Origin of the sequence: Coleofasciculus sp. E2-BRE-01 (genome assembly GCF_040221695.1) — a bacterium.
Taxonomy (GTDB): domain Bacteria; phylum Cyanobacteriota; class Cyanobacteriia; order Cyanobacteriales; family Coleofasciculaceae; genus Coleofasciculus.
In genome coordinates, this window is record NZ_JAVKEA010000074.1 from 1 (window position 1) to 15,033 (window position 15,033).

At 44.7% G+C, this 15,033-nt stretch carries 13 protein-coding genes and 1 pseudogene; 7 read left to right on the forward strand and 7 right to left on the reverse strand.

The window, feature by feature from the left end; translation table 11 throughout:
• Positions 1-140: 140 nt before the first annotated feature.
• A pseudogene (locus RIG66_RS09190) lies at positions 141-238 on the forward strand (response regulator); the annotation flags it as partial.
• A gap of 78 nt (positions 239-316) precedes the next feature.
• On the opposite strand, the gene RIG66_RS09195 reads toward RIG66_RS09190, so the two are convergent.
• Complete coding sequence (locus RIG66_RS09195) at positions 317-1,210, reverse strand: tetratricopeptide repeat protein (RefSeq protein WP_446377295.1); 894 nt, start codon at positions 1,208-1,210, stop codon at positions 317-319.
• Between the two features lie 370 nt (positions 1,211-1,580).
• On the opposite strand from RIG66_RS09195, the gene RIG66_RS09200 reads away from it, so the two are divergent.
• Positions 1,581-3,026 (forward strand): HlyD family secretion protein, encoded by a 1,446-nt coding sequence (locus RIG66_RS09200; protein ID WP_446377297.1) that lies wholly within the window; start codon positions 1,581-1,583, stop codon positions 3,024-3,026.
• Between the two features lie 241 nt (positions 3,027-3,267).
• A complete protein-coding gene (locus RIG66_RS09205; protein ID WP_446377299.1) occupies positions 3,268-4,485 on the forward strand; it encodes an ABC transporter permease in 1,218 nt (405 codons plus the stop codon).
• Positions 4,486-4,796: 311 nt separating this feature from the next.
• On the opposite strand, the gene RIG66_RS09210 is transcribed toward RIG66_RS09205, so the two are convergent.
• Positions 4,797-5,156, reverse strand: coding sequence for a hypothetical protein (locus RIG66_RS09210; protein WP_446377301.1), 360 nt, complete (start codon positions 5,154-5,156; stop codon positions 4,797-4,799).
• A gap of 275 nt (positions 5,157-5,431) precedes the next feature.
• Here RIG66_RS09210 and RIG66_RS09215 point away from each other — a divergent pair, with 275 nt between their 5' ends.
• Positions 5,432-6,205: an ABC transporter ATP-binding protein gene (locus tag RIG66_RS09215; RefSeq protein ID WP_446377303.1), complete on the forward strand. Its 774-nt coding sequence runs from the start codon at positions 5,432-5,434 to the stop codon at positions 6,203-6,205.
• A 76-nt stretch (positions 6,206-6,281) separates the two neighbouring features.
• Here the strand turns inward: RIG66_RS09215 and RIG66_RS09220 are convergent, their stop codons facing one another.
• The 5 genes from RIG66_RS09220 to RIG66_RS09240 all read right to left on the reverse strand — a co-directional run bounded on the left by RIG66_RS09220 (position 6,282) and on the right by RIG66_RS09240 (position 10,564).
• Positions 6,282-7,148, reverse strand: a complete 867-nt coding sequence (locus RIG66_RS09220; protein WP_446377305.1) for a DUF4388 domain-containing protein — start codon at positions 7,146-7,148, stop codon at positions 6,282-6,284.
• A gap of 371 nt (positions 7,149-7,519) precedes the next feature.
• Positions 7,520-8,053: a GTP-binding protein gene (locus RIG66_RS09225; RefSeq protein ID WP_446377337.1), complete on the reverse strand. Its 534-nt coding sequence runs from the start codon at positions 8,051-8,053 to the stop codon at positions 7,520-7,522.
• An 11-nt stretch (positions 8,054-8,064) separates the two neighbouring features.
• Positions 8,065-8,931, reverse strand: a complete 867-nt coding sequence (locus RIG66_RS09230; protein ID WP_446377307.1) for a DUF4388 domain-containing protein — start codon at positions 8,929-8,931, stop codon at positions 8,065-8,067.
• A 468-nt stretch (positions 8,932-9,399) separates the two neighbouring features.
• Positions 9,400-9,822: a roadblock/LC7 domain-containing protein gene (locus tag RIG66_RS09235; protein ID WP_044211052.1), complete on the reverse strand. Its 423-nt coding sequence runs from the start codon at positions 9,820-9,822 to the stop codon at positions 9,400-9,402.
• A gap of 211 nt (positions 9,823-10,033) precedes the next feature.
• Entirely contained in the window at positions 10,034-10,564 is a 531-nt protein-coding gene (locus RIG66_RS09240) for an orange carotenoid protein N-terminal domain-containing protein (RefSeq protein WP_446377309.1), read from the reverse strand.
• A gap of 255 nt (positions 10,565-10,819) precedes the next feature.
• On the opposite strand from RIG66_RS09240, the gene aspS reads away from it, so the two are divergent.
• From aspS to RIG66_RS09255, 3 genes are all read left to right on the forward strand, one after another.
• A complete protein-coding gene (gene aspS / locus RIG66_RS09245; protein WP_446377311.1) occupies positions 10,820-12,622 on the forward strand; it encodes an aspartate--tRNA ligase in 1,803 nt (600 codons plus the stop codon).
• A gap of 203 nt (positions 12,623-12,825) precedes the next feature.
• Complete coding sequence (locus tag RIG66_RS09250) at positions 12,826-13,062, forward strand: hypothetical protein (RefSeq protein ID WP_446377313.1); 237 nt, start codon at positions 12,826-12,828, stop codon at positions 13,060-13,062.
• 309 nt (positions 13,063-13,371) lie between these two features.
• Positions 13,372-14,973 (forward strand): tetratricopeptide repeat protein, encoded by a 1,602-nt coding sequence (locus RIG66_RS09255; RefSeq protein WP_446377315.1) that lies wholly within the window; start codon positions 13,372-13,374, stop codon positions 14,971-14,973.
• Positions 14,974-15,033: the final 60 nt, after the last annotated feature.

Below are 15,033 nucleotides of genomic sequence, written 5' to 3' on the forward strand. Positions count from 1 at the left end.
GGATCACCAACAGTTTGTCGATCAAATCCTGGCACTTCTGCCTAAAAATGATTAGTCAAACCTGAGTGAGAGCGACGCCTCCAATAACCAATCTTCGGATAGGGACATCAATCCTCTGGAACTGGGTGCTGATATTGCCGATGAAAACCGTTGTGATTGTAGAAGACGATCCCATTAATCTTCGCGTTTTTTCCAAAATTCTCACGAAGCGGGTGGCTTGAATGTCAAGGAAGTAGAGACGCTTCTTGCATCGCGTCTGGTAATGCTCATAGAAGCGTCTGAAGTTTCGCGGGAAGTTATTCACTCAAATTTTGATTTAAGGGATAACTTCCACTTGTGCAGGAACATTGCCACTGGGGGCAATGGTTGCCTGAATTCTGGGGTTTGCCAAGAACTTTTGAGTATCAGCGATTAGACGTTCCCCCCAAAGATTTTCCTTGAGGAAATCTAAATCAGCATAACGCTCATCTGAGCGGAGGGCAGTTTCCCCTAGGGCAAGTCCTCTGTCTTGCTCCCCTTGACTATAAAGGGCTACCGCTACAGCCAGCTTCGGTTCAGCCGCTTCTGGATCAATCGCGATCGCGGCTTGCCATTTGTCAATCGCGCCAGTCACATCCCCCTGTTCATACTTGACTAACCCAATATTGTTGATCGCGGGCCACACGGGCCACGTATCGCTCGGTTCCTGATCGGCAGCTTTTTCGTAGGCAGCGATCGCCATTGGATACTGATCCAGCATATAGTAGGCGTTGCCTAGATCAAAGAGCGCTTCGGGAACCTCAGGTTCTATCTTCAAGCCAGCTTCTAAACTAGATACAGCTTTTCGATATTCCTCTTTCTGAAAATAGGTATTGCCTAAGGAGAAGAGAACACCAGCCTCTTCAGGTTTCAAGGATTGAGCCTTAGAGAGTGCCTCAATTCCCTCGTCGAATTGCTGGTTTTGGACATACAAGGTTCCCAAAATAAACCAAGTTTCAAAACTATTGGGAGCAAGCTGAGTTGCTAGTTTAGCTCTAGACAAGGCGAGATCGTATTGCTGGAAGCGGGTAAGCTGAACGGCATCCTGCGCTAAATTCAAGCCTTGCTGCTCCAATTCCTCAGCATCGAGCTGTAAAGTATAGGGAAGCAGAGCTTGAGCGGACACAGGAGCAGGTTTGGTCAGCCAAGCCAGCAGAACAAAAATCGGCAATAACAGAATACGTTTGAACACGGCGGAGTCTCAAACCACAACAAGGAATCTTCAGCTACGTTAGCACTCTTACTGGCGTTCTCGTCTAGGGAATAATGTGGAAGACTGAAGCAGCAGGGATGTCGGGGCAGGTTTTACCGCTAATCTTCTGGAAAAAACCCATAACCTAAATTGAGGATGCCCTTCGTTAGTACGGTTAGTATAGGAATAAAGGAACTTGAACGGCTTAGACGGGCGTCGTTGACGTAGCACCAACCGAGATAGCCAAATCGGTGCAACGGAAACAGATGATTGATTGTTTTTTTTTGCGCCTTGCGAGGAAAATAAGTGTTCACTCCTTAAAAGCAAGAATTCTGCTGTAACAGATTAATGGGGGAACCTGACACAGACTATGGGTAAAGTCAAAAATCCTCTCCCTTGGGTAATGGGATTCATCACAGCCAGCCTTGTTGTCGTGGGTGGTGCGGGATATTATTGGGTGGTTGCGGCAAAACCAGACCAACTTGATCTTGATGAACTGACTGTGCCAGTGGATGTGCAGGATTTAGCCGTGCGAATCACGGCAAATGGTACGGTACAACCCATTCAAACCGTTAACTTGAGTCCGAAAACGTCGGGTCGTTTGGTCAAATTAGAAGTTGAACAAGGGGATCGGGTTGACGCAGGAGACGTGGTGGCGGTAATGGAACAAGAGGATGTTAAAGCTCGGTTTGTAGCCGCCAGAGCTGACCTAAAACAGGCACAAGCCCGTCTCGCTGAAGCCAAAGCAGGTCCTCGTCCGGAAGAAATAGCCCAAGCCAAACAGCGATTTCAGCAAGCACAAGCCCGTTTAGCGGAAGCCCTAATCGGTAATCCCAGAGAAATTGACCAAGCGGTTGCTCAAGCCCAAACTGCCAGTTCCCGCTTAGATTTAGCCACGGTACGAGTCCAACGGTATAAGTACTTAGTGGACGAGGGAGTTGTATCCCAAGATCGGTTTGATGAGGCATTAACGGAAGCCCGCACCGCTAAAGCCCAGCTTGAGGAAGCCAAACAACGTCTAGCCCAAGTCCGTAATACCAAAAATCCTGAGGAGCAAACTAGCCCAGAGATTGTTCAACTCAAAGCGGCGGTTAATGAAGCGGGTTTTGCGGTGCAGGAATTGCTCAAAGGAACACGCAAAGAAGAAATTGCCCAACTTGAAGCTGCTGTAGAAGCGGCGAAAGCCCAAACCCAAGCTGCCTACATCCAATTACAAGACACGATTATTCGTGCGCCTTTTCCGGGAATTATCACTCAGAAATATGCTACCGTTGGCGCATTTGTCACGCCAACAACCTCGGCATCAAGTACAGCTTCAGCGACCTCTACATCAATTGTGGCATTAGCCACCCAACAACTAGAGGTTCTGGCTGAAGTTCCCGAAGTTGATATTGGACAAATTCAAGAAAAACAGCCAGTACAAGTGATCTCAGATGCGTTTCCGGATCAAGCTTTCCGAGGTCAGGTGAGACTAGTTGCCCCAGAAGCCGTTGTTGAGAATGATGTCACCTCCTTTCAAGTGCGAGTTGCCCTAGCACCTGAAGCACAAGAAAAGTTGCGCTCAGGGATGAATGTTGACCTGACATTTTTAGGAAAACCGATTAGCGATGCTCTGGTTGTTCCGACAGTGGCGGTTGTGACTCAAGAGGGCGAAACTGGAGTTATGGTTCCTGATTTTGAAGATCAGCCGAAGTTTAAACCAGTCACAATTGGAGCAACGATTGAGGATAAAACTCAGATTATCCGTGGATTGAGAGAAGGAGAAAGGGTTTTTATTGATTTGCCTGAAAACTATAATCCTGACGAAGAAGAGTAGGGTCAACGGAGAGCTGGGGAAGCTGGGGGAGATAGGGGAGCTGGGGAACACCTCGACTTCGCTCGGTGTGTCAGATGGGGAAGATGGGGAAGATGGGGAAGATGGGGAAGATAGGGGAGCTGGGGGAGAATAAATCAAATTAAAGCTTATCCGAGCAGCATTGGGAGAAGGGTATTTGTGTCTGGAAAGCTGACGAACTGGAAAATCTATAATTCATAATTTCTAATTTATAATTCACAAAATGGATATTGTAGAAAGCATCAAAATGGCGTCCACCACATTGATGGCGAACAAGCTACGCAGTAGCTTAACCATGCTGGGCATTATCATTGGCAATGCCTCAGTGATCGCGATGGTGGGGATTGGGCAAGGAGCGCAAAAGCTAGCCTCTGAACAGTTTGAAGCTCTCGGACCCAATGTCCTATTTGTGATTCCTGGCTCTCGTGAAGCGCAACAAACAACGGTTGATTTTCCCAAAACATTGGTTTGGGAAGATGCTAAGGCGATCGCGACTCAAGTTCCAGCCGTTGCCGAAGTTGCTCCGCAAATTAATCTGAGATATTTAATTACGTACCGCAATCGCAATAGTAATTCATTGGTGATAGGAACGACTCCAGAATTTCCATCTGTTCGTAGCTTTAATATTGCCAAAGGACGGTTTTTTAACGATATTGATGTCAAACGCAATAACCAAGTTGTTATTCTCGGTTCGGAAGTCGTCGAAAAAATATTTGGCTATCAAGATCCGATTGGTCAATCGGTGCGAATTAAAGATGTTAGCTTTGAAGTTATCGGGGTGATGGAACCCAAAGGTACTTTTTTAGGAAATAACCAGGATGATGCGGTGTTTATCCCTCTGAGTACGATGGCGAATCGATTGCGGGGACGCACTTCGCCTTACGGGGTTCAAATTAGCTGGATTGCTATTTCTGCTAGGAATCGAGATAGTATTAGTGCGGCACAGTTTCAAATTGAAAACTTACTGCGGCGACGCCACAAGATTGTGGGTGAAGATGATTTTGGCGTTCAGACTCAGGAGGATATCTTACAAATTGTCAATACGGTGACAGGTGCCTTAACGATCATGCTTGCCGCGATCGCAGCCATTTCCTTAGTTGTTGGCGGTATCGGCGTGATGAACATTATGCTGGTATCAGTTAGGGAACGAACCCAGGAAATTGGACTGCGGAAAGCCGTGGGTGCTAGAGAACAGGATATCCTAATTCAGTTTATGATTGAAGCCATTATTCTCTCCGCCGCCGGGGGAATTATTGGAACGGCAATTGGGGTAAGTGGTGTTTTACTTGTCGGTGCTTTCTCACCGTTAAAAGCTGGAATTTCTCCCATTGCTATTCTCGTGGCTGTTGGCGTTTCTGGTGGAATTGGCTTATTTTTTGGCGTCGTTCCCGCCAGACAAGCCGCGAAACTTGATCCAATTGTAGCGTTGAGAAGTGCTTAGAGTGCCATGGCACATATGTCAATTGTAGGGGTGGGTTTAGCGACAATTTGTAGGGGCGGGTTTAGGGAATAAATTCAGCTAATCACCGATAAATGAACAACAAAACCCGCCCTGCCTCACCGATAAATGAACAACAAAACCCGCCCTGCCTCACCGATAAATGAACAACAAAACCCGCCCTGCCTCACCGATAAGTAAATAACAAAACCCGCCCTGCCTCACCGATAAATGAACAACAAAACCCGCCCTGCCTCACCGATAAGTAAATAACAAAACCTGATCCATCTCACCGACAAAGGAACAAAACAGTTCTATTGATTTACTAAAAAGACAGGAGATTCGAGAACATGGAAATACATTAGTGCTAAAACAACTAAAGTGTAAACCGTTGATGCCCCAAAACCAATGAGTAAATCTTTTTTAGGATTCCGCTGCTTTTGCTCAAAAAACATATCTGTCGCCCCTATTTGCATCATTAAAATCCCTATAATATTGGAGAGCCAGTAACCAACAGCGGTGAGCGGTAAAAACAGGTCAGGAAAAATCCAACTGAACAGATAGGCAAAAAGGTAGGCAATGGGCAAATTAAAAAATAAATCATTCCACCACGATAATGGGGAGAGCATATAGCCAATTCCCATTAAAAACCCACCTCTCAGTTTTTTCAGCATTGAATTTACCCAGTCTATCTATAGCTTTGATGAAATATTATGATTATAAACCCAAAATACTATTTAGGTTTTTGTTCGTTATTCAGTGGGTAGGGCGGGTTTTGTTGTTTAGTTATCGGTGAATACATAATTGAGTTCCTAAACCCGCCCCTACAATTGGTTTTTGTTCGTTATCAGTGGGTAGGGCGGGTTTTGTTGTTGAGTTATTGGTGAATACATAATTGAGTTCCTAAACCCGCCCCTACAATTGTCTTCTTTATTAACCGTAGGAATTTATGCACGACTCTATCAATTTTCCATCGTCGATTCATTCAACGGCAGTTGAAACACCCATCATTATTCGTCTAGAAAATATCTCTAAGGTTTATGGTACGGGTAACACAGAAGTCAAAGCCCTCAGCCAAGTAAATCTAACCATAGAAAAAGGTGAATACTGCTCAATTATGGGGGCGTCGGGTTCGGGAAAATCAACTGCCATGAACATTATCGGCTGTCTTGATCAACCCACGTCTGGACGCTATTACCTCGATGGTGTGGATGTTTCTCATCTTGATGATACTCAATTAGCTGGGATTCGCAATGTCAAGATTGGCTTTGTGTTTCAGCAGTTTCACTTGCTACCCCAACTCACCGCCTTGGAAAATGTGATGTTGCCCATGGTGTATGCTGGAATTTCCCCCCAAGAACGCCGCGATCGCGCCATGAGTGCTTTAAAGCGAGTGGGATTGGAAAACCGCCAGTTAAATAAGCCCAATCAACTGTCTGGTGGACAACAGCAACGGGTAGCCATTGCCCGCGCGATCGTGAATCAACCCGTATTACTGTTGGCAGATGAACCAACCGGGGCGCTGGATTCTCATACAACGGCTGAAGTAATTGGGTTATTTAGCCAACTCAATCAGGAGGGAATTACGGTGGTGATGGTGACTCACGAACCGGATGTCGCTCGTTTGACGAAGCGTATTGTTTGGTTTCGGGATGGTGAAGTCATTCATTCTCATTTGACTCCAGAGGAAATGGTAAAAGTAGCAACAGCGTCGTCAGCCTAAATCCGGAGGGCGGGTTTAGTCAAATCTAGTTAAAACCGAAAGGATAGTTGTGAAACCCGCCCCTACAAACCCGCCATTAAGTTCCAATTGATATTGGTTTGGCTTTACTGTTCCGCAAAAAACTCATAACGTTTTGTACGAAAGATTGACTGAGCGTTTTAGTGTCCGATTCTTCCGTCAATTGCGCGGGTAGGGGTTCAACGGATTGAGTGGGTAGATTTCCCATGAATAACGGCACTTCTTCGGCTAAACCGACTGTAATCAGGGCAAAAGCAATTTGCTGAACTTTTTCTATCGGAAGTCGTAGTTCCCTGGCAATCATTTTCAGCGAAACTGTCCCTTTTGTGTACTCCCAAATCTGCCATTCGACTGGATCTAATCGGTAACGAAGTTGACCTGTCTTTGTACTGATTAAACCGCTATTGGGATCAGGTAATTTATCAGCTAAGGTATCCCAGTTTGGCAGCACCCGTAATCCCATTAATGTGGCTTCGGTGGCGGGTATGCTCAACCCCGTCATTTCTCGCCCAGGTAGGGGTGCATTCTGCTCCAATTTAAATTGAGCATCTTTGAGTTGGAACAGAGTCCCGATTTGCTGTAAAACCTGAACTTGGAATAGCTGCTTGAGATGTTCGGATTGTAAAACACCGTGATTTTTGAGACACAACCCCAGAGGTTTTCCCGTCGGACAGCACCATTGGACTAACTTGGCTACCACGCGATCGCTCACCCACTGGTATTGCTCAATCAGGGCGATTAAACCTTGACCATCTAAGCGATTAGCCGTCGCGACAATACGACCTTGGTGAACCCATACATAATAGGGAATTGATGGTCTGGTTAATGCGGTGCGTAATGTGAGTAACCCGGTTTTTTTCCCTTGTTCAATCAAATGAAACAGTTCGGGAAGGGATAAGTCAGATAAGTAACCTGTAATAGCCATAGTTTTAAAAGGACAGTTTTAAGAACATCAGCCCAGACTTCAATCAGGCAGGACGTGTTGAAGCTTTAAAGGAAGTTAGCTTAATTTTATATTTTCTTAATAATATTATAGCTTAACAATTATTCATATTAGCCGATAGTCTTAATTTTTTCAGCATGATCCTGTCACGTCAGCCCAAGTCGCGAGGACGCCGAAGCTTGCATGAAGTAAAACATCTGGATATGAACAAAATGCTCACACGATCCATAATGATTTACAAAAATGGGATTTGCCTTCTGTGGCTTCTGGCGTTGGCAATAATTAAATATAGTGATGTAAATTTATTTTTTTATAGATTTTGTTTATAACAAAGCTTAAAAATGCCCAAACGTTTATGTTTTAACAACACAATTTAAATAATGTTCAATTAAGACAATTAGAGTATCAATAACTGAATCTTTTTCATTCGCATTTAAGGTAACGAAAGGCGGACGAGTTTTTTCATCCACAAACCCTAGCGCGATCGCGACATTTTCTTCAGACCAAGCGCCTTCACAATCCCTGTGGGTCAAGCCAATTAGCATGGGAATGTCTACCCTCTGTTTCATAAACGCGAGCAGCTTACGGGCTGAACGAAAATCGCTAGGTCGGTGAGCATCTACCAAAAGGATATAAGCATGGGCTTTGCGAATCAAGATATCCCACATAAAATCGAAGCGAGCTTGTCCGGGTGTACCATAGAGATGCAATGCCATTTCTGGGGCAAATTGTAAGCGTCCAAAGTCCATCGCTACGGTTGTTTTTTTCTTAATCTCAGTAGTTTGATCGGTTGAGAGTCGATCCGTATCAACTACGGCAATCTCGCTAACTGAGCGAATGAAGGTGGACTTGCCAGCACCCACTGTACCCGTAACAACTAGACGCATAATTTCCACCGTTACTTGCTGCTCCTCAAGAAACCCAGCAAGTTTTGCATAAAGGAAGGACTAACCTCAGAGCCATTATCCTCTTTCCTACCGTGATTAGTTCCAGCAGCGACAGGCTCTAACACGTCTTCTGCCATTGCTTTAGAACGAGACGCCGCCGTCATCATTGGGACTTCTTGGACTAAACCCACGCTAATCAGTCGGAATGCCGTTTGTTGAATTATTTCTATGGGTTGTTTGAGCTGAGTTGCCATGGTATTCAAAGAAATCGAGCCATTTGATCGCTGCCAAACTTGCCCTTCCAGCGAATCCAAGCGCAGATGACGCTTGCCAATCACTACTCTCGACAGGGCGGAGGTTGGTTCTGGCAGTTTGTTTGCTAATAATACCCAGTCTCTTAACACTCGTAAACCCATTAACGTGGCTTCGGTGGCGCTGAGGCTTAAGCCAGTCATTTCCGTGGTGGGCAAAGTCGCTTTAGTATCAAATTTAAATCGAGCCTCTCTCAGCCGAAACAAACCACAGACTTGCCGTAGAACTTGAGCGTGGAACAACAGTCTGAGTTGTTCCGGCTGGAGAAACGATTGAGTCTTTAAATATAAACCAATCGGAATATTGGCTGGGCAACGGTTCACCTGCTCTCGCAACACTTCCGGGCTAATCCAGCCTCGTTGTACAATCATGGCGAGCAAGCACTGGTGATCCAAGCGATTGGTCACAGCGACAATACGCCCTTGATGTAATAGTACATGGCGTACTCGTTTCTCCTGATTTTCTGTCAGGAATCGCAAGGTCAGCAATCCGGTTTTGCTACCTTGATCCAGAAATTGAAATAGTTCGGGGAGAGAAAACTCCGATAAACAGCTTGTAATTGCCATTACTTGTCCACTACTTGCTAAAAACTTGTCAAAAAATAGACCAACTCTAGACTTATTGTCTTAGGTTTACAATTTCAATTGAAGAATAATCAATTTTTTGTTACTTATCTTAGATAAATCATAAATATCTTTATGATCTATAGTAATCGTGTTATCCTAACCTTGGCAACATCAGTCAGAGCGACAAAGTAACAGTCAGGACAAGTTTACACTGCCTGATTCAAGATTGGGTGTCGGTTTTCAGGATTCTTTCAAGTTCAAGACTTATCTGTGAGCAGCGCTTTAGCGTACCGTACCGACTTGATAGAGCTATGGGGATTAAATCTCTATCCTGTATTTGAGCTTAAACCCAAGCCCACACTGCATTCTAGGCAAACTTACTCTTCGGCGAGTGTAAGAGAGTATCCCACCTCGTCACAGCCATGATAGAGGTAGGAGATGAATTGCGATTCCTGTCGGGTTCATGAATTATTCGGCGATCTGTGATTGAGTGTCATAAGCTCCTGATATTTTCCGGATTGGATCAAGCGCCGCCTTCAATTCTGGAATCACACGCTTAATTTCCAGCAACAGTACACCTTGTTTCGCCGCTTTGCTGGCTAAAACCAGTAACACCGCATATTCGCCGCAATTGGTCAAAATGCCGTAGCCGCGATCGCCTTCCACGTAGATGCGATCAAGAAAGCCTCGGGACAACTCTGAGCCAATCCGCTCTCCCAACGATAGCATCGCCGCTGACATGGCGGAAACTCGTTCTTCATCCATCTCATTGGGCAAGCTTGAAGCTAAGGGTAGCCCGTCTGGAGACACCAAAGCTGCTCCCTGAACCTCACTGGTGCCCGTCACAAAATTCTGCAAAATGTTCTCAATCTTCGCCGTGTTAATGGTCATTGTCATCATCCTCGATAAGTCCGGGTTGGATTTGGTGAGACGGTTAAAGGGTATGAATACCACTAAATCCATCCATTATCCAAGTATCCAACTCTATCTCACAATCGAACTTATCACGGACGTTTTCGGATTAGTCGGATAGGGGCGTGGTTACCAACAGATAGATAGGGGCTTGGTAACCAAGCCCCTACTTCCCCACTCCCTGGAAAACCTATAAACTAGGGGTTTTTCCGGTTTCTTCCTGGCTAGGAACGGGTTCAACGATACTGTAACCCATATCACCAGCAACTTGGCGCAGTAGAGAGATTTGCCCCTCGAAATCTAGATTTTCGATTTGGGATAGAATCGAATTCACCTCTGACTGGGCTTTGTAGTCTAAGGGCATATCGACAACCGTATCACCCATTCCTTGCGCCCAAGCGTACCAGACTAACAATTGGTTATTTTCACTCAATGCCCCATACGCCCGTGATACTTGTGTATCTTCACGATTGACGATTTCTCGCATCGCGGCTAGCTGCTGATCATCTGAAAGGTTGTAGAAGTCTCGCAGCAGTTGGGGGGAGATTTCCGCATCAGCCGCCGTGGGTGCTGCTGGTGTGATCGAATCACCCATTTTTTCATAGATGTAGTAAAGTAACGCTAGTTTGTCGTCTGTACCCAATCCCTCAAATGCTTGGGTTATGTTTTTCGTCTCCTCAGAGCGGGCTGGAGTTACACCGGTGGGTTGAGTAGAAGCCATATAGTTTCTTTCCTCTAATACAACAAAATATCTCTACTCCTAGGTTTACCAAACTTTACAAACAGGGATCGCCCTCCGATCGGTAGAGTTTGCTTAGAATCTGTGGTTAGATCAACATCTTCCTCTATCCAGAGACGATGAAGTTGGTGGGAAGACAAAGACAATGACCACCGAATGCAGGATAATGGGCAAAGCGTTCACATTCTGTTACCTTAGACGTTCCTCCCTGTCAAAGCACTTATTTTTTCATCGGTTATGCGGACTCATTATTGCGGCGAATTGCGAAGTAACCATGTTGGTGAAACCGTTACCCTCTGTGGTTGGGTAGATCGGCGACGTGACCACGGGGGGGTGATATTTTTAGATTTGCGCGATCGCACGGGTATTGTGCAGATTGTTAGTGATCCTCAGCGCACGCCGGATTCTTATAAGAATGCAGAAGCCGTGCGGAATGAGTATGTGGTACAAATTACCGGGCGTGTGAGTCGGCGTCCCGATGATTCGCTCAATCCCAACTTATCCACGGGTGAAGTGGAAGTGTATGCGGATCAGATTAACCCGTTAAATACGGTGCGGAAGCAGTTACCCTTTCAGGTGTCTACTGCTGACGCCGAAGCCGTGCGGGAAGACTTGCGGCTCAAATATCGGTATCTGGATATTCGTCGCGATCGCATGCGCCAAAATATAGAATTGCGCCATGAGGTGATTAAGGCGATTCGTCGGTATTTAGAAGATGAGCAACACTTCATTGAGGTGGAAACCCCAATGTTAACCCGTTCCACACCGGAAGGGGCGAGAGACTATTTGGTACCGTCTCGCGTGAATCCTGGACAATGGTATGCCTTACCACAATCCCCGCAATTATTCAAGCAATTGTTGATGGTTGCTGGATTAGACCGTTACTATCAGATTGCCCGTTGCTTCCGGGATGAAGATTTAAGGGCAGATCGTCAGCCAGAGTTTACCCAGTTGGACATGGAAATGAGTTTCATGTCCCAGGATGAGATTCTCCAGCTTAATGAAGGCTTAGTCTGTCATATCTTTAAAACAGTAAAAGGGATAGACATTCCCCGCCCTTTTCCCCGTTTTACCTACGCCGAAGTCATGGAACGCTACGGTACGGATAAACCCGATACCCGCTTTGGCTTAGAACTGGTGGATGTCTCGGAATTGCTGAAAGACTCTGGATTTAAAGTTTTTTCCGGTGCAGTCTCGGCTGGGGGTAAGGTAAAAGTGTTACCCATTCCTGGCGGTAACGACAAAATTTCCAACGTGCGAATTAAACCCGGTAAGAGTGGTGACTTATTTAACGAAGCCACCGCCGCAGGCGCGAAAGGTTTAGCTTATATTCGGGTGCGAGACAACTGGGAAATCGATACGATTGGGGCGATTAAAGACAATCTCACTGAGGAACAGAAACAGAAACTGCTAGAGATAACAGGGGCAAAACCCGGTCATTTACTGCTGTTTGGTGCGGGGGCTACCGATGTAGTGAATAAAACCTTGGATCGCCTGCGCCAGGTATTGGGTCAAGAGTTGGGACTGATTAACCCAACGAAAATTAATTTACTCTGGGTGACAGATTATCCGATGTTTGAATGGAATGCGGATGAGAAGCGTTTAGAGGCAATTCATCACCCCTTTACCGCGCCACACCCCGATGATATCGATGATCTGAAAACGGCAAGGGCGCAAGCGTATGATTTAGTGTATAACGGCTATGAAGTCGGCGGCGGTAGTTTGCGGATGTACCAACCTGATATTCAGAAACGGGTATTTGAGGCAATTGGATTGTCGCCAGAAGAGGCTCAAAATAAGTTTGGTTTCTTGCTAGAAGCTTTTGATTATGGCGCACCCCCTCATGGCGGAATTGCTTATGGCTTAGATCGGTTGGTTATGTTGTTAGCTGGGGAAGAATCCATTCGGGATGTGATTGCGTTTCCCAAGACGCAGCAAGCCAGTTGTTTGTTAACAGAAGCACCTGCCCAAGTGGGAGATAAGCAGTTGAAAGAATTGCATGTTGCTTCTACCTATAAGCCGAAGAAAGCAATAGTGTAGAGACGTTGCATGCAACGTCTCTACATCTTCGTTTTCTGGATAATGCTGTACAGAAGAGGACAAGAGGACACGGCAATGCCGTGTCCCTACCATAACAAGCGAGATAATGGATTGGGTAGGGGCACGATACCATCGTGCCCTCCAAGCTTGTGGTGTAAATCATTCAAGTTTCATTTATTCTAAACATCGCGCCCCGTAGAAGGGTGAATCAAAAACCTTGTCAGGTGTTCATTTTGGAGCCAGAGGAAAGGGAAAGCGATCGCGCCTTGACATGGGTCAACAAAACTTGCATAAGCCAGCCGATAAAGAATGGACTTGACAATCCTCTTTTCCCCTCGGAGCATCAAGTAAAGTTTGATGTCGATTTAGAGGCGCGATCGCCTTTTTCTTGTACTATCGTGGAAAATCTTTCTCAGAAAGACTTATTCCCCGAAAACTGACGCCTTAATTGGGAACGGATCGGCTTGGGCAGGCAACTGAGGTGGCATTATGTATAAACCGTTACAAAAAACAGTCCGATTGGACTCTCTCAACGGTACAGAAAAAGGGTAAGAGTCCATCGAAACTGGGGCATTTTTCGATTCAACCTAAGCCCAACCCGACATCTGCCCCACCTCAAGAAATACGGGAGTATTCCAGAGATTCGGTTATATGCAACGTCTCTACTTTATCTGTAGTACAGTTCACGGTTAACTTCGTTTAATATATTTCTATGACAGTATTTATGATCTGCGTCTTAGGAGGAAAGGATGCGACTGGAGTATCGGCTTACCCTCAATGAATATCTAGCAGCTATGGAGGCTGATGGTAAAGCAAGAAATCCCTGGTTGTTCAAATCGTCACTTTTATGGTGCATCACTATTTGTGGGATTATCAGTGCATTAATCTCTGCGTTTTTTGATATTACTTTTTCAATTTATATGTTTTTGGGGGCTATTTTTATCAGCCCGCCTATTTTCAAGAGATTTCATCGTTGGCAAATCTCAGGTCATTATAAAAATGACACCCGTCTGCACGAGTGTTTAACTATTGATCTGAATGAAAACACCATTCAATTTACTTCAGAAAATTCAACGTCAAAAATTAAATGGGAAGGTTTTGATTATTTCATAGAAGCAGATGATGTGTTTAATCTTTACACATCTAAAAGAACTTGTCATATTATTCCAAAACGGTCTTTTAGCGATAGTGAACAACTTGATTGTTTTAGAAATATAGTTGTTAAAAAGATTAATAATGATTGTCAATTCTTCTCGTCTGCCAATATAACCAATATAACTATAAAACGTAAATACTTCTATATTTCTGGTTTTGCAATATTTTTGGCTATTGTAGCTATTGCAATTGGCACAGCCATTTTCGATCAAGATCATTATTATTGGTTGAATTTAGGCAATGATTTGTATGCTGGCAAAAGGTACGAAGAGGCACTCAATTCTTATAAAAAATCACTAGAAATAAACCCTAATAATGCTAATACTTGGTATCATAGAGGTCTTGCACTAGGGAAGTTAAAAAGGTATGAAGTCGCACTCGCTTCTTATGAAAAAGCCCTAGACATTGACCCAGAATATTTTAAGGCTTGGTACGCTAAAGGTCTTACGCTAGACAAATTAGAAAGGTATAAAGAAGCACTGGCGTCTTATGACAAAGCCTTAGATGTTGATCCAGAAAATCCTTATGTTTGGAATCGTCGAGGTCGTACATTACGAAAATTAAGAAGATACAAAGAAGCACTGGCTTCTTATGACAAAGCCTTAGATATTGATCCAGAAAATCCTTACAATTGGAATGGTCGAGGTCTGGTACTAGGGGACTTAAAAAGGTACGAAGAAGCACTAGCTGCTTATGATAAAGCTTTAAACATTGACCCAGATTATTCTGACCCTTGGCATAATCGAGGTGATACACTAAGGGACTTAAAAAGGTACGAAGAAGCACTAGCTGCTTATGAGGAAGCCTTAGATATTGATCCAGCACCAGGACACCCTTACACTTGGAATAATCGAGGTCTTGCACTATGGGGCTTAGGAAGGCGTGAAGACGCACTAGCTTCTTTTGACAAAGCTTTAGAAATTAACCCAAGATATGTTAACGCTTGGTATAACCGAGGTAATCTACTAAGGGGCTTAAAAAGGTATAAAGACGCACTGGCTTCTTTTGACAAAGCCCTAGAAATTAACCCGAATTTTTCTAAAGCTTGGCATGACCGAGGTCTTACTCTAGAGAGTTTGGAAAGGTACGAAGAAGCGCTAGCTTCCTATGAGAAAGCCTTAGAAATTGACCCTAACAACCAATTTGTAATCAAAAACCGCCAAAGGTTGTTAACTGAGCTAGGTTTATCTCAATAACTAACCTCGGCTTAACTTGTACCAATGATTATCACCCTAAGTAGAATGACACTGAAATAA